Source organism: Sphingomonas hankookensis (genome assembly GCF_028551275.1).
In the GTDB taxonomy this organism is placed as follows: Bacteria; Pseudomonadota; Alphaproteobacteria; order Sphingomonadales; family Sphingomonadaceae; genus Sphingomonas; species Sphingomonas hankookensis_A.
In genome coordinates, this window is the sequence record NZ_CP117025.1 from 2,311,875 (window position 1) to 2,332,687 (window position 20,813).

Here is a 20,813-nt window from a genome sequence, read left to right on the forward strand (position 1 = left end):
CTGATGGTAGCAAGAGCGGTTTCGGATCGGCTGACCGGCCGGCAGCGCACGCTGGCGTTCGCGACGGTGCTGGTGGCGTTCGTCATGGACGTGGTCGATTCGACGATCGTCAACACCGCCCTGCCCGCCATCCAGAACGGCCTCGGCGCGTCCGACCATGTGATGCAATGGGTGGTTTCGGGCTATTTCCTGACCTTTGCCGTGCTGCTGATCGTCGGCGGGCGGCTGGGCGACCTGTTCGGCTATGCGCGGATGTTCGTGGTGGGGGTGGTCGGGTTCACCGTCGCGTCGATGGCGTGCGGGCTGGCGACCGACGGCGCCTCGCTGGCGGTCGCGCGCCTCGCGCAAGGGGCCGCCGCGGCGGTGATGGCGCCGCAGGGTGTCGCCCTGATCCAGTTGCTCTACACGCCGACCGAACGCATCGCGCGGCTGGCGGCGTTCGGCGTCATCGGCGGGCTGGCGGCGATCGGCGGGCCGGTTCTAGGCGGGCTGCTGATCGAATGGAGTCCGTTGGGGCTCGGCTGGCGCAGCGTGTTCCTGATCAACCTGCCCTTCGGTATGCTGGCGCTGGTCGCCGGGCTGACCTTGCTGCCACCGGGCCGTTCGGGCCAAGCGCTGCGCCCGGACGTGCCGGGGTCGCTGCTGCTGTTCGCCGCGCTCGGCGCGCTGCTGCTGCCGCTGATCGAGGGGCGCGCGGCGGGATGGCCGTGGTGGACCGCCGCGCTGGGCCTTGCCAGCATCGCGCTGTGGTGGGGGTTCTGGCGCTACGAAGGCAGGCGGCGGGCGCGGCTCGGGTCCGCCCTGATCGAGCCGGCGCTGTTCTCCGATCGTAGCTTCCGCATCGGGCTGACCGCGACCATGGGGTTCGCCATCGCTTCGGGCGGCTTCCTGCTGACCTTCAGCCTGACGTTGCAGCGCGGCCTTGGCTATACGCCGATCGACGTCGCGTTGCTCCATATCCCCTTCGGTCTGGGGGTCATGGCGGGGATCAGCCAGATCGGACGCAAGGCGCTGCCCCGGCACGGGCGGCGCGTGCCGATCATCGGGGCGATCGTGATGGCGGCCGGCTGTCTTGCCACGGCGCTGGCGGTCCGGCTGGCGTTGTCCCCGGCGGGGATCGGTGCGTTGCTGCTGGTCGCCGGGATCGGCATGGGGAGCCTGAGCGGACCGCTGGGCCCGATCACGCTTGCCCGCGTCGATCGCAACCATGCCGGGGTGGCCGGCGCGATGCACAAGACGGTGCAGCAGATCGGCGGCGCGCTCGGCACCGCCGTGATCGCGACGGTGTATTTCATGGTCGCGGCAGGTGGCGCGGGCGAATGGATGCCGACGGCATTCCTGGTAACGTCCGGCATCGTCGCGTTCGACCTGGTGCTGCTGGCGCTGCTGCTGCGCGGCCTGCCCCGGCACCTCTTCGAACGGTAGATGCGGCGGGCAAGGAGGAGACGACCATGATCCATGTCTGCGCAACCTGCGGCACGTCGTACGAACGCGATGGCGGCCCGCCCGGGCATTGCGCGATCTGCACCGACGAACGCCAATATGTTCCCCGCTCCGGACAGCACTGGACCGACCGGGAACGGATCGCCGCGCGGCACAGCAACCAGTGGCGCGAACATCGGCCGGGCTTGTTCAGCATCGAAACGACGCCGCGCTTCGCCATCGGGCAGCGGGCGTTCCTGTTGACGTCGCCCGGCGGCAACATCCTGTGGGACTGTATCGCCAACCTCGATAGTGCCACGACACGGCTGATCACGGCGCTGGGCGGTCTTCACGCCATCGCCCTGTCCCATCCGCATTACTACACCACGATGCAGGACTGGGCGGCGGCGTTCGACGCTCCCGTCTTCGTGCATGCCGCCGACCGCGAATGGGTCATGCGGCCGAGTCCGTATCTTCGGTTCTGGGAGGGCGAAACGCTGGACTTGCCCGGCGACGTTCGGCTGCTTCGTCTGGGCGGCCACTTTCCCGGCGGGACGGTGCTGCACTGGCGGGGCGCGGACGATATGCTGCTGGCGGGAGACATTCTGCAGATCACGCCGGGCGGCGACGCGGTATCCTTCATGTGGAGCTATCCCAACATGCTGCCCCTGCCAGCCGCAACGGTCAGCGGGATCGCCGATCGTATCGCCGGGATCGATTTCGATCGGATGTACGGTGCGTTCGCGGGTCAGGACATCGAGACGGCGGCGAAGGCAATCGTGCTCCGCTCGGCAGGGCGATACGTGGCCTGCCTCGACCCGCACCGCTGATCCGATGTACCGTCGACACGGGTGCCGACTTCGGCAGATGCCGCCATCCCGCGGAGGCAGGTCGGCGCTAGTCCCCGGCTTGCAGCGCGGCGAACCCGGCGTCGAAGATCGTCAGCAGGCTTGATAATGCGTCGTCCATATCGTTCGACAGCACCTGCCCGCCCGACAGCGTATCGATGCGTCCGGTCTGGGCGATGCAGTGGGTCAGTGCCCCGGTCAGGTGATCGAAATAACGATACAGTACCTTGTCGGGTACGCTCGGCGCGGCGCGGCGCAGGTGGCCGATGAACCGCTGGACGATCGGATCGAAATTATCGCGCATGACCGCCGCGCCGCCGGCCCGCGACGAATTGATCGTGGCGGCGATCGCCGCAAAATCGGCCCAGCCCTGCCCGCGATTGAACGCCGTTTCGAACATCGGGCGCAGGAAGGTGTCGAGCGCATCGCGCACCGTGATCGCGTCGCCGCAGCGCGCCTCCATGCGGTCCATCGCCGCATGGCGTTCGCCGTTCAGGACGACCGCGCGACGTTCGAACATCTCGTGAAACACGGCTTCCTTGTCGCCGAAATAATAGCGTACCAGCGCCGCATCGACATCGGCCGCCGCCGCAATCGCCTTCAACGTCACGCCGTCCCGGCCATGCGCGGCGAACAGTCGCTCGGCCGCATCGAGGATCGTCCCGCGCGAGATCTGCCGTCGCTTCGCCTGCGGCGTTCGCCCGCCCATGTCGCTCTCCTCCCCGCGTTCCGTCACGACCTACCCGCAATCAGCCGGCCGGCGCACCCGAATTTTCTTCCTTCATGCAGGAAGAAATATTGACCGGCCTGCAATCGCGGGAGTAGTCCTTCAATCGACGACGCTATCGGGCGCGCGATGGAGAGGAGATAGGTATGGCGGCACATCCGATGGGAGGAATGGTTGTCCCTGCACGACGCTGCGGCGAAAGCGTGCGGCTGGTGCCCTATGTGGCCCAGTTCGACCGGCAGGACGCACTCGCCGCCCCGGAAAGCCTTTGTCGGTCGTCCGGCCTGACCGCGTCCCGCGCGATCGGCCGCCCTGCCATCGCCCGCTGACCATGCTCCAGAACAGCTACCGCCTGATCGCCGCATCGGCCGACCGCTTCGCCGGGCGGACCGCGCTCCGCTTCATTGCCTCGCCCGAGGGGGACGAGGTTGCAGCGTGGACCTACGCAGAGCTGGTGGGGCGCATTACCGCCTTCGCCAATGGTCTCCACCTGCTCGGCGTCGACCGGACCAGCGTGGTCGCCTTTGCCCTGCCCAACCTTTCCGAAACGCATGTCGCCCTGTGGGGAGCGGAGGCGGTCGGGATCGCCCTTCCGCTCAACCCCGCGCTGGGTGTCGCAACGCTGGCGGCCATCCTGCGTGAAGCGGGCGCAAGCGTGCTGGTCACGCAGGCGTCCGCCATCACCCTTTCGCCCAGCGAACTCGAGGCAGTCCTGTCGGCCGTGCCGTCGCTCAGCCACCTGATCCTGGTCGACAGTCCCGCGTCGGCGGTGTGCGCGGGGACGGTCGCCGTTCATGACTTCGATGCGCTTTGCACTGCATCGGACCGGGACCGGCTGCGGTTCGCAGACGCGCGGTCGAGCGACGATTCCTCGTGGTTCTGCACCGGCGGCACGACCGGCCTGCCCAAGATCGCCCGGCGCAGCCATGCCAACGAACTGGCCAATGTCGCGCAGATCGCGACCGCCGTTACCGGCCTGCTCGGCGAAGGCGATGCGATGCTGAGCGGCCTGCCGATGTTCCATGTCAATGCGGCGATGGTGTCGGGCCTGCTGCCCTTCGCGATCGGGGGCGAGGTGGTGTTGGCGACCGCGATGGGGTTTCGCACGCCAGGGCTGCTCGCCGGCTTCTGGCCGCTGGTCGATCGCTTCGGCATTACCAGCTTCAGTGCGGTGCCGACCCTGCTGTCGGCGCTGGCGCAGATTCCCAAGCCCGAGGGTGCCGCCGCATCGCTGCGCTTCGCGATCTGCGGCGCGGCACCGCTGTCGGCGGCGCAGCATGCCGTGGCGGAGCGTGCGCTCGGCGTGCCGGTCCTCGAAGGCTATGGCCTGACCGAGGGGACGTGCGCGACCAGCCTCAATCCGGCGGACGATCGCCGGCCGGGGTCGATCGGCCGCGTGCTGCCGGGACAGCGTGCCCGGCCGATGATCCTCGACGACGATGGCCGCTGGGTGCGCGATGCGGCGGTCGGCGAGGTCGGCGCGCTGGCGATATCGGGCGACAATGTGTTCATAGGCTACCGGTCGGTAGCGCATGACCGGGGGATATGGATCGACCATCCCGATGGTCGACGCTGGCTGAACACCGGCGATCTCGCACGGATCGATGCCGACGGCTATCTGTGGCTGACCGGCCGGGCCAAGGACCTGATCATCCGCGGCGGCCACAATATCGACCCGGCGGTGATCGAGGAGGCGCTGAGCGGCCATCCCGCCGTCCTGCTGGCCGCCGCCGTCGGTCGCCCCGATGCCCATGCCGGCGAGGTGCCGGTCGCCTTCGTCCAGCTTCGCCCCGATGCGATGGTCGACGAAGCGGCGCTGCTGGCCTTTGCCGAAGCGGCGATCGACGAACGCGCGGCCCGGCCGAAGGGGGTGCGGATCCTGCCGGCCCTGCCGCTGACCGCCGTCGGCAAGATCTTCAAACCGGAACTGCGGCGGTTGGCGGCGGAGGAAGCGAACTGAGCGAACGGATCAGGCCGGCCGGGAGCCGCGGCGCCCGGTGCGAGAATCTCCGCGGTCATCGGGCGTCGCCTTCCCCCAGCCTGTCTCAGTTCCAGCGGCGCTCCCGCAGCGTCACATAGGTCACCGGGCCGAGATCGCTCGCCGACCGCCCGACCGCAAAGCCATAGCGACCGCCGCGCAACACCCACGCGCCATCGCGCCGGTCGGCGAGGATGCGCGGCTCGATCGCGATATCCAGCGTTCGCGCCTCGCCGGGCTGGAGCATCGCCTGCGCAAAGCCGGCGAGGCGACGGGTCGTCCCGCCGGGGGTCGAGACCAGATAGAGCTGCGGCACGTCGCGTCCCGCCCGCGTACCGGTGTTGCGCACGGTCAGCCGCGCCCGTGGCTTGGTGCCCGCGGTGACCGCCGGTGCCGAATGGTCGAAGCTGGTATAGCTCAGCCCATGACCGAAGGCGTAGAGCGGCGCCCGCCCCGTGCGCGCATGCCAGCGATAGCCGACATCGGCGCCCTCGATGTCGTAGTCGATCGGGAACCGCTGGCCGGCGGCATCGGCCTTGGCAAAGGCGGCGTCGCTGTCGCCGGCATAGGGCAGTTCCGGGCGCGGCAGGTCGGCGGTCGACGCCGGGAAGCTCACCGGCAACCGGCCCGACGGATTGGTATCGCCGAACAGCACCCCGGCGATCGCCTCGCCCCCACGGATGCCCGGATACCAGGCCTCGACCACCGCCGGCGTCCGCTCCAGCCACGGCATCAGCACCGGTCCCCCGGTCTCGAGCACGACGATCGTCCTGGGGTTCGCGGCGGCGACGGCGGCGATCAGCGCGTCCTGCCCCTCGGGCAGCGACAGGTCGGGCACGTCCGCCCCCTCCCGCATCCACTGCGTCGCGAACACGATCGCGATCTCGGCGGTACGCGCGGCGGCGACGGCGTCGGTCAGGTAGCGGCCGTCGCGATAGGTAACGCTGGCACTAGGCGCGAGCGCGCGGATCGCGGCCATGGGCGACGACGGGGCGTAGGTCTGGTTATTGTACTTGGCGAGCGGCCCTTCGCCGCCCATCGGGATCGATACGGCGGGGCCACCAACGGCCTCCACCTGGGTCGATCCGCCGCCCGACAGTACGCCCGCATCGGCATGGCCGCCGATGATCGCGATCGACTTCACCGACTTCGACAGCGGCAGCAGAGCGTTCTGGTTGCGCAGCAGGACGATGGCTTCGTCGGCGACCGCGCGCGCGACCGCCGCATTGGCGGCGAAGTCGATCGGCGCCTTGACCGGCGGGTTCCGGTCGAGCCCGACCGCGTAGATCGAACGGAGGATGCGCCGGTTCATGTCGCGCACCCGCGCGGCATAAGCGGGATCGCGCGCCGCCGCCGCGGCCAGCGGCGCGGCCAGCCAGCGCCCTTTGTCGATCTGCGCGCCCGATTGCTGGTCGAGGCCCGCCAGCGCGAAGTCGGTCGCGCGGACCGCACCCCAGTCGGACATGACGAAGCCGGGATAGCGCCAGTCGCGCTTCAGGACCTGGTTGAGGAGGTAATTGCTGCCACACGCCTGCGCGCCGTTGACGCGGTTGTACGCGCACATGACCGCACCCGGTCGCCCTTCCTCGATCGCGATCTGGAACGCCAGCAGGTCGCTCATGCGAAAGGCGTCGTCGCCGATCACGCTGTCGACCACATGGCGGCCGCTTTCCTGCGCGTTGAGCGCGAAATGCTTGACGGTGGCGAGGACATGGCGCGACTGGATACCCGCGACCGCCGCTCCGCCGAGCAGGCCGGAATGGAGCGGATCCTCGCCCATATATTCGAACGTACGGCCGTTGCGCGGGTCGCGGATCAGGTTGATCCCGCCGCCCAGCAACGTATTGAAGCCCTTGGCGCGCGCCTCGTCGGCGATCATCGCGCCGCCGCGCCGCATCAGATCGGCGTTCCACGTCGCGCCCATCGCCATGCCGGAGGGCAGCGCGGTCGCACCGTCCCCGCGCAACCCGGCGATATAGGACACGCCCAGGCTGGCATCGGTTTCGAACAGCGCGGGTACGCCGAGCCGGGGGATGCCCGACACATAACCGGCCCCGGTCACCGCCTCCGGCGGGATCACGACGCCCGGGATCAGCGGGATCGCCCAGAGGCCGTGCGTCAGCACCGTCCGCTCGTCCTGGCGCATCTGCGCCTCGGTCGCCGCCGCGCGGGCGTCGGCGTCGTCCTTCGTCTGGCCCATCGCGGGCGTGCAGCCGAACACCAGCGCCGCCGCCAATATGGGTCGGATCGTCATCATTCCTCTCCCGATCGCCAGTTTGCGATCGGACGAGGCTACACGACTTTCATAAACGTGCAAGCATGCACGTAGGTTTACAGCTTGGCCATATCCTCGAAACGGCCGCTCGGGACTGCCTGGTCGATTAGGCGGGAAAATAGCGCCACGGCATTCTCCATGCCCTGCGGATCGCCGATGAAGGTCCGCCCCATCGTCATCCCGCGAACCGCCCATACGACCAGGCGGATCGCCGACATGTCGAGCTGCTTGCCACCGATGGTCTGCAGGAAGTTGGCGGCACCGGTGCGTTCGACTTCGGCCTGCATCGGCAAGACGAGCGCGGCGAGTTCCGGATCGCTGCGCGACGCGACGAGGATTTCCATCACCGCCACGCCCGAAGGCCGGGAGAACACGTCCCACAGCAGCGCCGGCCAGTCCGCGACGCGCGAACCGGTGTGCGCCTGTTCCATCAGTTCGCGGAAGATGCGCGTTTCCTGCTCGAACACCCAATGGACGACTTCGGCCATGAAGGCGGCGCGGGTGGTGAAGTGATGGGTGATCGCCCCGCGACTGACCCCCGCCTCATCGGCGATCGACGCGTTGTTGGCGCCGGCATAGCCCAGTCGATCGATCGTCTGCACGGCGGCGGCGAACAGTGCGGCACGGGTATCGGCGGTACGCTGTTCCTGCGTGCGGCGGACGGGCTTGGTCGGGGTGGAAGGCTCGGCAGTCGTCATGGTCATGGTCTAGGTCAGCTTTGCACGGGAAGCGATACCGGGAGCGACAAGTCTAGCTGACCCGGTCGATCCCGTATCGATCCCGCCTGCCCGCGCGATCGCGCCATAGGCCAGGGCGGACGGCTTGATCTGCCGCCTCTGGGTGGCACGGTCGACGCCGATGAGCCCGAACTTCGGTCCATAGCCCGACAACCATTCGAAATTGTCGAGCAGCGACCAATAGAAATAGCCGCGCACGTCGACCCCGTCCGCCATCGCGCCGTGCAACGCGCCGAGCGCTTCCTTCACGAACGCCGCCCGCCGTGCGTCGTCGATGCCCGCATAGCCGCTCTCGGTGACGATGATCGGGGTATTCGTCCGCTGCCAGACATAGCGGCAGACGGCCGCCAGCGCATCGGGTCGGTCCTCATAGCCCATGATCGTCACCGGTTCACCGGCGCGCGGGCCATGGGTGCCGTCCGCGCGGGACGTGATGCGGGTATAGGTCTGCACGCCGATGAAGTCGTCTCCCGCAACCCGGTCGAGAAACGGATCGACCATCGTGGCAAGTCGTGCGTCGCGGATGTGTTCCGCGCCGGGCTCCGCCTGTTCGTCCTGCAGCGCCAGGGTAATGCCGACCTGCACCTCCGGCATGACCGACTTAATCGCGTCGCGACCCGCCGCATGCGCGGCGAGGCCTTTGCCGAGCAATGCCTCAGGCGGCGTGAACAGGAAATTGCCCCTCATCGGTCCGCCCAGCGCCGCCTCCGCCGCGCGCTGTCGTTCCGCGCCGGCCTCGCCCGCCAGCAGCACCTGCGCCACATGGCGGATGACCAGCGGAACGTTCAGCTCGTTGATGGTGCATACGACGACCAGTCCGCGCAGGTGCCGGGTCACCCGGTCGCAATAGCGCGCGAACAGCGCCGGAAAACGATCGCTGGTCATGCCGCCGGCGCGTGCCAGCCAGAGCGGGACCGTGAAATGATGGAAGGTCACGACCGGCGTGATGCCACGGCGGTGACACGCATCGATGCAGCGCTGATAATGATCGAGCGCCGGGCGGGCGAACACCCCCTCCTCCGGCTCGATCCGCGCCCATTCGATCCCGAAGCGATAGGCCTTCAGACCGATCGCGGCGAGGAGGGCCATGTCGTCGTCGAAGCGGTTCCACTGGTCGACCGCATCGCCGGAGGGTTCCGCGAACAGCGACGGCCGGGCGTGTTCCAGCGCCCAGCAATCGCTGTTCCGGTTGTTGCCTTCGACCTGATGGCCGGCGGTTGCCGAACCCCACAGGAAATCGACCGGAAAGGATCGTGTCGCGACCGGCACGCCTGCGCCTCCCGCCTCTTCGGAAAAAGGCGTCGATGCGTCCCAGCGGGAGCACCGACGCCCAGGGGAGGATTCAGAAGCGCCACTCGAACGCCGCGCCGATCCGGCGGAATGCGTTGTCGGGCAACGACTGGACATATTGCCCCGCCGAGAAGTTGCCCGGAAAGATCGCGGCGGCATAACGCTGGTCGAACAGGTTGCGCACGAACACGCTGACCCGCGCCCGGCCATCGACATCGCCGATCCCGACGGTCGCATTGACCACCGAAAAGCCGGGCTGGATCGTGTTGGGATCGTTGATCGCGTAATAGAAGCTGCTGCGATACCGCCAGTCGGCATTGGCGAAGAGACGCAGCGCATCGCCGACCGGCTGATCGACGCTGGCCGCCAGGCTCGTCGTCCATTTCGACGCACCGACCAGCGGCGATCCGGCGGCGTTGAAGCTCGGCCCCGGCAGCGAACATCCCTGCGCCGCCGTTTGCCCGAAGTAACAGGCGACGTTGTAATCGCCATATTCGGTGTCGAGATAGGTGACGCCGCCCGTCAGGCTGAACCCGCGCGCCGGGCGCACAGTCGCCTCCGCCTCGACCCCGCGCGTCTTCAGCGTGCTGGCATTGCCGGTGCGGAAACTGCCAAGACCACCGTTCAGCGCTGGATCGAACACCTGCGCCTGGAAATCGCGGAAGTCGTTGATGAACCCTGCGATGTTCAGGCTGAGCCGACGGTCGAGCAGGTCGGCCTTCACGCCCACTTCATAGGCATCGACCTTTTCCGGATCGACCGCGAACGCGACCCCGGCCGCCGAACTGATCGCCGGTCCTTTGTAGCCACGGGTATAGGTCGCGTAGAGATTGGCCGTGCCGATCGCATATTCGATCCCGGCCCGGCCCGAAAAGCCGGCGACGCCCCGCGCGGCGGTGATCGGCGCGGCCAGCGTGCCGACGCAGTTGCGCCCACCGCTCAACAGGAAGGTAACCAGGTTGCACACCCCGGCGACCCGCGTGACGGTGGTCGTCGAATCGATCTCGTCGCGGGTGTAGCGGCCACCGGCGATCAGGCGCAGTTCCGGCGTCAGGTTGAAGGTCAGCTGCGCGAAGGCGGCATAGCTCTTCGTATCGTAATCGAAATTCGACTGGCCGTTGACCGGCGACAAGCGGACCGGCGTGCTCGCCGGGAATACCCCGAACGTCCCGGCCTGCAGGATCTGCGCTTCGATATGCTGCCGGAAATAATAGAGGCCGGCGGTATAGTCGACGAAGCCGCGATCGTTGTTGTTGAAGCGCAGCTCCTGTGAAAACTGGTTCGACTGCGAATTGGCGATGTTGGTGTCGAAGAACGGGATCGGCGTCTGGTCGACATCGTTGTTCGCGCGCGCCGTCAGGTCGCGATAGGCGGTGACCGATGTGATCGCGACGGCCCCGGCATCGTAGGACGCGATGAACTGCGCGCCGAAACTGCGTTCGTCGCGCACCACATCGTTGCTGCCGATCGCGGTCCGGTTGTTCGTCGGCGACGCGACGACGCCGCGCGCAGCATTCTGCACGCGAACGAAGTTGGCGGGCGCCAGCGGACGCAGCACGGCGGGGATCGGGGTCGGGTCGTTGCCGCCGAACTTGCGGATCGTCGAATAGGCCTCGATCCCGCTGTTCTTCTGGTAATCGGCGATCGCGTACAGGCTCAACCGGTCGGTCGGTTCCCAGAGCAGCTTGGCCGTGCCGAACCAGCGGCGGACGGGATCGAGCCGGCCCGGCCCAACCAGTTCCGTCACCGGTCGCTGGTATTGATAGCCACCGACGACGCGCAGCGCGGCATTCTGCCCCAGCGGCAGATTGACCACCGCCTGCGACTGCACCTGATCGCGCTCGCCGACCTGGACCCGCCCGCTCGACCCGAGCTTGCCGAGTTCGGGACGCGCGGTCGTGATCGAGATAAGGCCGGCGGTGGTGTTCTTGCCGAACAGCAGGCCCTGCGGTCCGCGCAGCACCTCCACCCGTTCGACATCGGCCAGCGAATTGAGCGGCACGAAGCGGGGGAGCGTGATGTTGACGTCGTCCACGGCAATGCCGACCGCCGATTCAATGCCATAGTCGAACGAGTTGGTGCCGACGCCGCGGATCGCGAAATTGGGCACGCCGGGCGTCGCGGTAAAGTTCAGACTGGGCGCGCGCTGGGTGATGTCGGCCAGCTGGTTCGCGCCGGTTTCGCGGATCGACGCGCCGTCGACGACCGTAATAGCGATCGGAACGTCGCGCAGACGCTCGCTGCGGCGCTGCGCCGTGACGATGATCTCGCCCGTGCTATCGTCGGACGCATCCTGCAGCGCGGTTGCGGGATCGGACGGCGACGCCGCCTGCCCTTGGGCCTGCGCGGCACCGGAAACGGCGACCAGACTGGCGCCGGCCAGCAAAATCCAACCCCTCATCATTCCCTCTCCCAACGCCGTCATCCGCGGCCTGAGAAGCACGCTGCCACCCAACAAACATACTGTCAAGCATGCACGTATGTTACAAATAGGTGTGGGCTTTTGTCGGTTTCGGATTGGACTATGTGATGTTCTCGAAGCGCCGGTTCTATCGGCGCGACCGGTCGGCAGGCACCAGTCGCCGAAACTGGTGCCTGCCAAGGTCTATTTTTACGCGATACCTGATCAGCCGGTCGTCTTGATCCGCGACCCATCCGCGTTCAGCCCAAGGTCCTTCAACAACGGACCGACCTGCGGATCGGCGCCGTTGAAGTTGCGGAACATCGTAGCGTAATCCTCGGTATGCCCCTTCGACAGGATCATGTCGCGGAAGCGCTGCCCGTTGGCGCGGGTCATCCCGCCATGTTCCTCGAACCAGTTGAACGCGTTCGCGCTCAGCATCTTCGTCCAGCTATAGGCGTAATAGCCGGCCGAATAGCCGTTGCCCCAGATGTGCAGGAAATAGGTCGAGCGATAGCGCGGCGGCACGTTGGCGATGTCGAGTCCGGTGGCGGCCAGCGCCTGTGCCTCGAACGCATCGGGGTTCTGCTTGCCCTGCACCGCACTCAGCGAATGCCAGCTCATGTCCATCTCGGCCGCGGCCAGCGCTTCGCCGAACGAATAGCCCGAATTGAACGTCGCGGCGCGCTTGATCTTGTCCACCAGCGCCTGCGGGATCACCTGCCCGGTGCGATAATTGACCGCGTAGTTCGGCAGCACCTTGGGATCGAGTGCCCAATGTTCGTTGAACTGCGACGGGAATTCGACGAAGTCGCGCGCCGTATTGGTGCCCGAGATGCTTGGATAGGTCTGGTTCGCGAACAGGCCATGCAACGCGTGGCCGAATTCGTGGAACATCGTGGTCACGTCGTCGAAGCTGATGAGCCCGGGCTGTCCCGCCGCCGGCTTGGTGAAGTTGGAGACGTTGTAGATCACCGGCTTGGTGCCGAGCAGCTTCGACTGGTTGACGAAGTTCGACATCCACGCGCCGCCATTCTTGTTGTCGCGCTTCCAGAAATCGAAATACATCAGGCCGACGGACGCGCCGTTCGCTTCGTTCACTTCATAGACCATGACGTCGGGGTGATAGACCGGCAGGTCGGTGCGGCGCTTGAACGTCACGCCGTACAGCTGGTTGGCGGCATAGAAGACGCCGTCGGTCAGGACCTTGTTGATCTCGAAATAGGGCTTCAGCTCGTCCTGGTTCAGGTCGTATTTCGCCTTGCGGACCTGTTCCGAATAAAAATCCCAATCCCATGGTTTCAGTTCGAAATTGCCGCCGGTCGCCTTGATCTGCGCCTGCAGCTCCGCCGCCTCGCGACGCTGTTCGGCGGCGACCGGGGTACCCAGCTGCTGCATGAACCCCAGCGCGGTCTTCGGCGTCTTCGCCATCTGGTCCTGCAACACGTAATCGGCCCAGGTCGCAAAGCCGATCAGCTTCGCCTTCTGCGCGCGCAGCAGCGCGATATCCGCGATCGTCGCGCGCGTGTCGTTTGCATCGCCCTTCGCCGCCCGCGTCCAGCTGGCCTTGAACAGTGCCTCGCGCGTCGCCCGGTCCTTGAGAGTCGCCAGTTCGGGCTGTTGCGTCGTGTTCTGCAACGTCAGCACATATTTGCCGGCCAGCCCGCGATCCTTGGCCGCAGCGGCCGCGGCGGCGATCTCGCCCTCGGACAATCCGGCGAGCTTTGCCTTGTCGTCGACCACCAGTGCGCCGGCCTTCGCCGCCGCCAGCAGCTTTTGCTGGAACGCCGTCTCCAGCGTCGAGAGCTGACCATTGTACCGGCTGAGCGTCGCCTTGTCGGCCGGCGACAGCTGCGCACCGGCCCGGACCATCCCCTGATAGGTCAGGGTCAGCACCTGCAGCTGTTCGGCGTCGAGGCCCAGCGTCCGGCGCTGGTCGTACAGCGTCTTCACCCGCGCAAAAAGTGCCGGATCGAGGTTGATCGCATCCTGATGCGCGGCGAACACCGGCGCCAGGTCGGCCTGCGTCTGTTGCAGCGTGTCGTCGGTATTCGCCCCGACGACGCCATAGAATGCCAGGCTGGCACGTTCGAGCAGGCGTCCCGACCGCTCCATCGCGGCGATGGTGTTTTCGAACGTCGGCGCGCTACGCGCCCGGGTGATCGCATTGATCTCCGCCCGCTGTGCCGCCATCCCGGCGAGCAGCGCGGGTTTGTAATCGGTGCTCTTGATCCGGTCGAACGGCGGCGCTTCGAACGGCAAGGTGCTGGCCTTCGCGAAGGGGCTGGACGCCGGCAGCGCGGTAGCGGGCGTCGCCGAAGGCGCAGTGCCTTGCGCGAGTACCGTGGACGACATGAGCAGAAGCAAGGCGGCGGAGGCGAAATGACGCATCGAAGGTCCCATCAATCGAATATGCCCGCGGTGTGCACCCGGCGCGGCGTCGGATCAATGGGGTGGCAGGCAGTTGATGCTCCGGCTAAGGTGGATAAGCCGGTTTAGCGGCAACGGGCGCATTGGACGATAGGGCAAACGCCTGCCCATCCGGCCTCCGTGATGCTCTGAAGATTGCGACCGACGGGAGGACGCTTCGGCCCTCCCGTGGCCGGGTTCAGCGGCGACCGCGCAGGCTGTTCAGCACCGCCATGACGGCGACCCCGGCAAATGCGGCGCTGGTCCACGGCCGCGCCTTGGCGAAGTTCGTCGCCTTCTGCGTGATCGGGGCGTCGCCGGCAAAATGCTCCCGGAATGCGTCGGTCAGGCCGGTCTTGGGGTTGCTTTCGGTGACAGTCGTGGGGTCGGTCATGGAAACTCCGTCGATGCGCGAAAATGCGCGTCGTGCCGAAACGAGCGACGTGCCATAGCGCTCCCTCGCCAACGGCACGGTCGCGTCAGGTCGCGCGGATCGCGCGACCGAAGCCGGACTCCGGTCCTAGAAGTTGAACCGGATCCCGGCGCGATAGGTCCGCCCGAGCGTGTCGTAGAGCGCCGGGTTCACGTCGAGCCCGGTATTGGTCTGCGGCGACGGGGTCGGATCATTGTCCGCCACATTGTCGATCTTGCCGTACAGGACGGCATTGTCGGTAATCTTGAACGACGCGCCGAGGTCGAGATAGAATTCGCCCTTCATCTTGTTGAAATTGACCGTGTTGTAGTTGCCGGTCGAAACCGGGCAGTTCGTCTGGCAGACGACATAGTTGTTATTGAACACGCCATCCGAGAACCAGCGTTCCTGCACCGTCAACGTGAAGCGGCCGCTGTCATAGGTTTGCGTCGCCAGCCATTTCCAGTCGGGGATGGCGCCGCTGTTCGCGCCGGCATCGTCCCGCTTGGCGACGCCCGCGATCCCGGCATCGACGATGAAATCGCGGACATGGGTGCCGAGCGCCCGGACGGTGAAGTTGCCCGGCAGGCCCAGCGGCTGCCGCCATTGGTAGCTCGCCTCGAGATTGAAGCCGCTCGTCTTCCACGATGCCAGGTTGAACGGCTGGACATTGACGAAATTGCTGCCCTGCGGCCCGTCGAGCTGGAACCCGCCGCAGAAGGTCTGGTCGCCTTCGAAGCAGAAGCGCACGATCTGATCGGGCGAGAGGCTGGAGACGACGCCGCTCAGCTTGATCTGGTAGTAATCTACCGACAGGCTCAGCCCCGGCAGCCACGACGGCCGTGAATAGACGATGCCCAGTTCGGTATCGCGCGCGGTTTCAGGCTTCAGATTGGGGTTGCCGACCGTGTTCTGGAACACCTGCACCGCGACGTTGCGGAACGGATCGTTGAAGCTCGGCAGCGTGGTGACGGTCGGCGCGGCGAACAGTTCCGACAGGTTGGGCGCACGGACGTCGCGCGACGTCACCGCGCGCAACGTCAGGCCGTCGAGCGGCGTGTTCCACGTACCGCCGACCTTCCACGCCCAGATGGTCCCCGAGGTGCTGTAATCGGTCAGGCGCGCGGCGGCGTTCAGGTTGGCGCGCCCGGCGGCGTCGCTGTCGAACAGCGGCAGATCGACTTCGACGAACCCTTCGAGAACGTCGTACTTGCCGGTGCCGTTCTTATAGTTGCCGGCCGCCCAGTTGCTGCCCTGCGCCGAATTCAGCAGCGGGTCGGCGGGATAGAGGGCATTGTTCGGGCTGACCGCCGCGACTCCGGCGCCATAGGCGTCACCGCGCACCCGATAATATTCGCGGCGATATTCGCCACCGAATGCGACCGACAGCGGCCCGGCCCACAGGTCGACCGGCTGGCCGGAGAAGTTCAGGCTGACGACATCCTGCTTCAACGTCGTGCGCTGGAGCGGCCCCGCCTGCGGCATGATATAGTCGAGCGCCGCCTGGCTCGGCCGAAAATTGCCGAAGATGTTGATCGGCTGGCACCCCAGCGCGCGGGCGCGTTCGTCGGCGCAGACGATCGCGCCGTTCAGCACCACCGCATTGGTCGCGGCGACATAGCGGGGCTGGAGCACGATGCGGTCGACATCGATCGCGACCTTGGTCGTGCCGTGCTGATAATAGGCGTCATAGGTCCAGCCGGTGCCGGCCAGGTCGACCTTGCCCTTGGCGCCCACGACAAAGCGATACTGGTCGCGGTCGGTCTGGACCAGCTGGTTGGGCAGCTGCCCATTGCTCGACCCGAAGTTGAACGACGTGATCCCGGCAGCGGCACAGCGATCGCGGATCAGCTGCGGCAGGAACGGGTTGGCGCACTGCACGGTCAGATTGGGACGGTTATAGCCCGGGCTGGGCTGGTTGCTGGTCTGCACCTGCGCGATGTTGACGGTCGCATAGACCTCGTTGGTCGCGTCGAGGTCGTAGCCGATCCGGCCATAACCGTTGATCCGTTCCAGCTTGGACTTGAGCGACGCGCTCGACCCCGGCGCACCCGACAGGTCGCCACCGACGCAAAAGCTGTTGCCCGGATAGCAGTTCGACACGCGACCATTGCCCAGCGGCACGCCGCCCGAACCATAGTTGAAATTGACCGGCGTCCCGTTCGCGTCGAACGCAATCCCCTGTAGCGGGCCATTGTTGATCAGGCCGTATTTCGCGTACTGATAGGGTTGCGCGAAATCGGAATAGATGAACTGCGGCCCGGGTCCGTTGGTGATGCCGGTGTTGAGCAAGGTCGAGGCGCGATGCCAGTCGCGACGACCGGCCAGGTCGATGCCGTAATTGCCAGGCCCCACCCCGCCCTCATTATCATATTCGCCGCTGACGATCAGGTGCAGCCGGTCGCCGAACAGCGACGTGCCATAGGCGGCCTGCACCAGCGCGGTCTCGTCATCGCCATAGGTGGTGATGCTGCCCAGCACATTGGCCTTGAACCCCTTGAACCGGGTATCGGTGATGAAGTTCACCACGCCGCCGACCGCATCCGAGCCATAGGACGCCGATGCACCGCCATTGACGATGTCGACCCGCTTCACGAGCAGCTGCGGGAACATGCTGATGTCGGGCACGCCGGTGACGTTGGCACCAACGACGCGCTGCCCGTCGAGCAGGGTCAGCGTCCGGATCGGCTGCAGGCCGCGCAGCGAGAAGGAGCTGAGGCCCTGCGTCCCGCTCGACGTGCTGAACGTGCCGGTCGATGCGCCGGTCGATCCCTGCAGCGAGGGCAACTGCTGGATGGTGTTGAAGATGTTGGGCTGGGCGTTGTTGGCGATCTGCTCCTCGCCGATCACGGTGGTCGGCGTCGGCGCATTGAAGCCGTTGGCGACGATGCGGCTTCCGGTGACCACGATCTCGGACGAATCCCGGTCCTGATCGGCAGCGGGAGCCTCCTGCGGCGCAGCCGTCGCGACATTCGCACTATCCTGTGCGACGGCCGGCGATGTGCCGAGGACGAAGGCCAGTGCGAACAGGCTCGTCGCAGTTCCCAGGCGACGGTGATCCGGCGAGAAACGATACATGATCCAACCCCCAAGTTCATGGCCGGTCCGTCAACTTTTCAGCAGCAGACCGTTGAATCAGATGTAGCGGATACTGTTCGCGCTAACATCTACGACCATGGTCTTGGGTATTGGCAATCAGCTGTCGTCAGGGACGGGCAGAGTAAAGCGCATGGTGGGTCAGGATGTACAGTGTCCGCTTATCCTCTCCCCCAAACAATAGCTGGAGCGGACGGTCGGGAACGTCGATGCGGCCTACCTCGACACCTGCGGCGTCATAGACGAACACTTGCCCATTCGCGACATAGACGCGGCCATCGGGACCGGCCGCCACGCTCTCCCCGCCGCGCGGGGCGAAGGGTTTGAGGTCGCTGACCGCCCCGCCCGCGCCCAGCAAACCGCTATAGGTGCGGTTCTCCGACGCGTTGATGACGTGGATCCGGTCGCCGACCTTGCCGGTGATCCAGCCATAGGTGTCGAGCAGGTCGGAGAAACGCCAGCCGAGATGGTTGGCCGGCCCCTGCTGCCACACGCGCCAGGCGGGCAGGACCAAGCTGCCGTCCGGCGAGACATATTCGCGGGGCTTGGGTGCGGCCATGTCACGCGCGAACATTTCGGGCAGCGTCGTGAAATGGTCGCGCGCCGGATCATATTGGTCGCGGAACTCGCCATTGTTCCAGAAGCTGCCGGGCAGCGCGACGCGGGCGCTGCGTCCGCCCCGTGCAGCTGTCGGAGCGATCGGGCGAACCGCGTTCGGCGTCTTGGGATCGATCGCATAGACCGTGGTTTCGGGTCCATCCGACGACATCACCAGCAGGTCGCTCGACCCGTCCACCGCCAGATTGATCGCGTCCAGCGGCGCGTCTGCGACGACCGACAGCCGGTCCCGGTCGCTCCAGCCATGAATGCGCTGGAACTGGCGGTCGATGAAATACAGCTTGCCACTCTGGTCCACCGCGCCGCCACCGATCGAATAGAATCCGTCCGCCAGCTTGCTGACCGGCGCCATCGTCGCTGTGGTCGGGATCGTCCCGGTCGCATCGGAGATATCGAGCACCGCGAATTCGCGCTCCCGCACGCTTCCGCCGCGCGTCACGTCGGTCAGTGCATTCTCGTAAGGGAATTTGCTCGCCCGCAAATAGGTGCCGCAGCCATTGTCGTCGCAGGTCGCAAAGCCGCTTTCCGCGTTCACATGGACGTTGCGGAAGCGGATATCGGTCGACCCGTACAGCTTGACCGCCGCCGGGGCGGGCTGGATCGATCGGGTGACGCGATAGCCGTGGAAATTGGCAAACAGGATGTTGCGCGAATTGCGCACCTCCAGCGCGACGGCATTGCGGCTCTCGCCCGCTTCCTCCTCGGTCTGGGGTGCATAGAAATTCCAGTTGCGCACGCCATCGAGCACGATCTCGGCACGGGCGTGATGCTCGGCTGACATTTCGTACACATGGCCCGGCGTGCTGGTGTTCGACACGTACAGCCCGGCATGGGCATAGGTATTGGGCGTCCACAGCCCGTTGAAGGTGCCGCCGCCATTGTCGGTGACCCACAGGCTGGAAAACTGCCCGTCCCACCGCTTGGTCACATCGGCGTCGGCGGTATGGTTGGGGTTATAAGGTTCGAACCGGCTGCCATCGGCCAGCGTGGTGCCGTGCCCGCCCTGGAACTTCACATCGTCGACCAGCGAACGTTCGCCCGCCCGCCACAGCATCGCGGTCGCGCGTGGATTGACGCCGCCGGTGAACAGCCCGACGCCGCTGACGATCGCATCGCCGCCCTTCGCACTTTCGATCAGCGCCTTGGGCGAGCCGACGTCGCGGTAGTTCGGCAGGTCGTCGGGCAGCACGATCTGGGTCAGCCCGGGATGCAGGCCGATCAACACGGTATCGGGGCGGAGCTTCAGCGTATGGGTGACGCGGTAGAAGCCGGCGGGGAAATAGAGCACGCGGTTGCGGTCGATTGCCCGCTGGATCGCCTGCGTATCGTCGGCCGTGTTGTCGCCCTTCACGCCCAGCGTGCGGACATCGACCCAGCTCGACACCGGCGGCAGCGCGCGGATCGCCGGGTCGCGACGCTTGGGCAGGCTGGTGATCGGGGCAGCGTCGAAGCGCGTCTGGTAGCTGCCCGGCTGGTTCAGGCCGTCGACGGTCAAGCCATGGGTGAACTCGCCCACGCGGTAGCGCGCCCCCTTCCCCGCCACCGTGCGGCCGCTGTCGCGAAACCGGGCGAAGGTCGGCGTATTGCTGGCCAGCGCGCCGGCAAATCCGATCTGGGTGAAGACGCTGCCTTCGTTGCTGATGACGACACCGGCCTGCGACACATTTTCGAACCGGACGTCGCTGCCCCACAGGCGGTCGCTATGGCCCCGGTCGATGTCGATGCCGACCGGCGTATTGCGGATCAGCGTGTTGACGAGAGTGAAGCTGGCGTCATGTTCGCGGATCGCCGCATCACGCTGTCCGTCGAAGGTCGAATCGAGCAGCGTGTACTGCCATGCCGGCGACGTCTTTTCGGCGAGGATGCCATAACGCCCGCCGAAGAAGCGTAGGTCCATGCCCAGATTGCCGACCTGATACACCCCGGCCAGCGCCGAGCCGAGGCGGAAGTCGATATGCGCCAGATAGGTGTGCTGGGCGGTATGTTGCCGTACGCCGGTCGCCGCCGGATTACCCTCGCCGATCTCGAAATCGACGTTCGACAGCGCGGAATAGAAGGTGCCCGAATTGGCGTCGGCGATGCTGGCGTCGAACGGCACGCTGTTCGGCGGCGGCACCGGGACGGTCGGCGTGCCCTTGATCGGATTGCCCCAATTGTCGAGCGTCACCCCGCGCGGATTGTTGCCGGCGAACAGCACCATCGTGCCGACGCCGCGCTGGAAGCCGGGCGTATTGGCCGCGAGCATCAGCACCGGCCGCGTTCGTCCCACGCCGAACACGCGCACGCCCGGCCAGATGAACAGCGTGCGGGTGATGCGGTATTTGCCGGCGGGCAGGAACACGATCCCGCCGCCGGGCTTCGCCGACGCGGTATCGATCGCCTGTTGGAGCGCGGCGCTGTCGTCGGCGACGCCATCGCCCTTCGCCCGAACCGTGACGGCGCGGGGATCGTTCGGCGCACTCTGAAACACCGATGGTCCCCGCGTCGGCTGGGCGATGGCGGCTGCACCGACGGGCAGCGCGGCGAGCATGACGCCGCTCCAGATCGAGAATGCCAGTCTGCCCATCGAAACTTCCTTTCCGCTCTATCATTATCGGCCT

General features: G+C 66.5%; 13 protein-coding genes. 4 read left to right on the forward strand and 9 right to left on the reverse strand.

Annotation, left to right across the window (positions count from 1 at the left end; translation table 11 throughout):
* Positions 1-3 precede the first annotated feature (3 nt).
* Together PPZ50_RS10965 and PPZ50_RS10970 are read left to right on the forward strand one after the other, a co-directional pair.
* Positions 4-1,425 carry an MFS transporter gene (locus PPZ50_RS10965; protein ID WP_066691571.1) on the forward strand — a complete coding sequence of 474 codons (1,422 nt, stop codon included), beginning with the start codon at positions 4-6 and terminating at the stop codon, positions 1,423-1,425.
* A gap of 26 nt (positions 1,426-1,451) precedes the next feature.
* Entirely contained in the window at positions 1,452-2,252 is an 801-nt protein-coding gene (locus tag PPZ50_RS10970) for an MBL fold metallo-hydrolase (RefSeq protein ID WP_066691578.1), read from the forward strand.
* 67 nt (positions 2,253-2,319) lie between these two features.
* Here PPZ50_RS10970 and PPZ50_RS10975 read toward each other — a convergent pair whose 3' ends face one another.
* Positions 2,320-3,006 carry a TetR/AcrR family transcriptional regulator gene (locus PPZ50_RS10975; RefSeq protein ID WP_272815295.1) on the reverse strand — a complete coding sequence of 229 codons (687 nt, stop codon included), beginning with the start codon at positions 3,004-3,006 and terminating at the stop codon, positions 2,320-2,322.
* A gap of 161 nt (positions 3,007-3,167) precedes the next feature.
* Between PPZ50_RS10975 and PPZ50_RS10980 the strand changes: the two genes are divergently transcribed.
* On the forward strand, positions 3,168-3,326 hold the full coding sequence (locus tag PPZ50_RS10980; RefSeq protein WP_198158577.1) for a hypothetical protein: 159 nt from the start codon (positions 3,168-3,170) through the stop codon (positions 3,324-3,326).
* A 2-nt stretch (positions 3,327-3,328) separates the two neighbouring features.
* A complete protein-coding gene (locus PPZ50_RS10985; RefSeq protein WP_272815296.1) occupies positions 3,329-4,957 on the forward strand; it encodes an acyl-CoA synthetase in 1,629 nt (542 codons plus the stop codon).
* 85 nt (positions 4,958-5,042) lie between these two features.
* Here the strand turns inward: PPZ50_RS10985 and PPZ50_RS10990 are convergent, their stop codons facing one another.
* The 8 genes from PPZ50_RS10990 to PPZ50_RS11025 all read right to left on the reverse strand — a co-directional run bounded on the left by PPZ50_RS10990 (position 5,043) and on the right by PPZ50_RS11025 (position 20,779).
* Complete coding sequence (locus tag PPZ50_RS10990) at positions 5,043-7,232, reverse strand: beta-glucosidase (protein WP_066691587.1); 2,190 nt, start codon at positions 7,230-7,232, stop codon at positions 5,043-5,045.
* Positions 7,233-7,306: 74 nt separating this feature from the next.
* Positions 7,307-7,954 (reverse strand): TetR/AcrR family transcriptional regulator, encoded by a 648-nt coding sequence (locus PPZ50_RS10995; RefSeq protein ID WP_066691590.1) that lies wholly within the window; start codon positions 7,952-7,954, stop codon positions 7,307-7,309.
* A 3-nt stretch (positions 7,955-7,957) separates the two neighbouring features.
* Entirely contained in the window at positions 7,958-9,256 is a 1,299-nt protein-coding gene (locus PPZ50_RS11000; RefSeq protein ID WP_198158579.1) for a glycoside hydrolase family 1 protein, read from the reverse strand.
* 73 nt (positions 9,257-9,329) lie between these two features.
* The gene (locus tag PPZ50_RS11005) at positions 9,330-11,678 is read right to left on the reverse strand and encodes a TonB-dependent receptor (protein ID WP_198158580.1); all 2,349 of its coding nucleotides are present in this window, start codon (positions 11,676-11,678) and stop codon (positions 9,330-9,332) included.
* A gap of 225 nt (positions 11,679-11,903) precedes the next feature.
* Positions 11,904-14,069: a M3 family metallopeptidase gene (locus PPZ50_RS11010; RefSeq protein WP_066691594.1), complete on the reverse strand. Its 2,166-nt coding sequence runs from the start codon at positions 14,067-14,069 to the stop codon at positions 11,904-11,906.
* 217 nt (positions 14,070-14,286) lie between these two features.
* A complete protein-coding gene (locus tag PPZ50_RS11015; protein ID WP_066691596.1) occupies positions 14,287-14,481 on the reverse strand; it encodes a hypothetical protein in 195 nt (64 codons plus the stop codon).
* Positions 14,482-14,607: 126 nt separating this feature from the next.
* Complete coding sequence (locus PPZ50_RS11020; RefSeq protein WP_066691602.1) at positions 14,608-17,577, reverse strand: TonB-dependent receptor plug domain-containing protein; 2,970 nt, start codon at positions 17,575-17,577, stop codon at positions 14,608-14,610.
* A 127-nt stretch (positions 17,578-17,704) separates the two neighbouring features.
* A complete protein-coding gene (locus PPZ50_RS11025; RefSeq protein WP_420038508.1) occupies positions 17,705-20,779 on the reverse strand; it encodes a glycosyl hydrolase family 28-related protein in 3,075 nt (1,024 codons plus the stop codon).
* Positions 20,780-20,813: the final 34 nt, after the last annotated feature.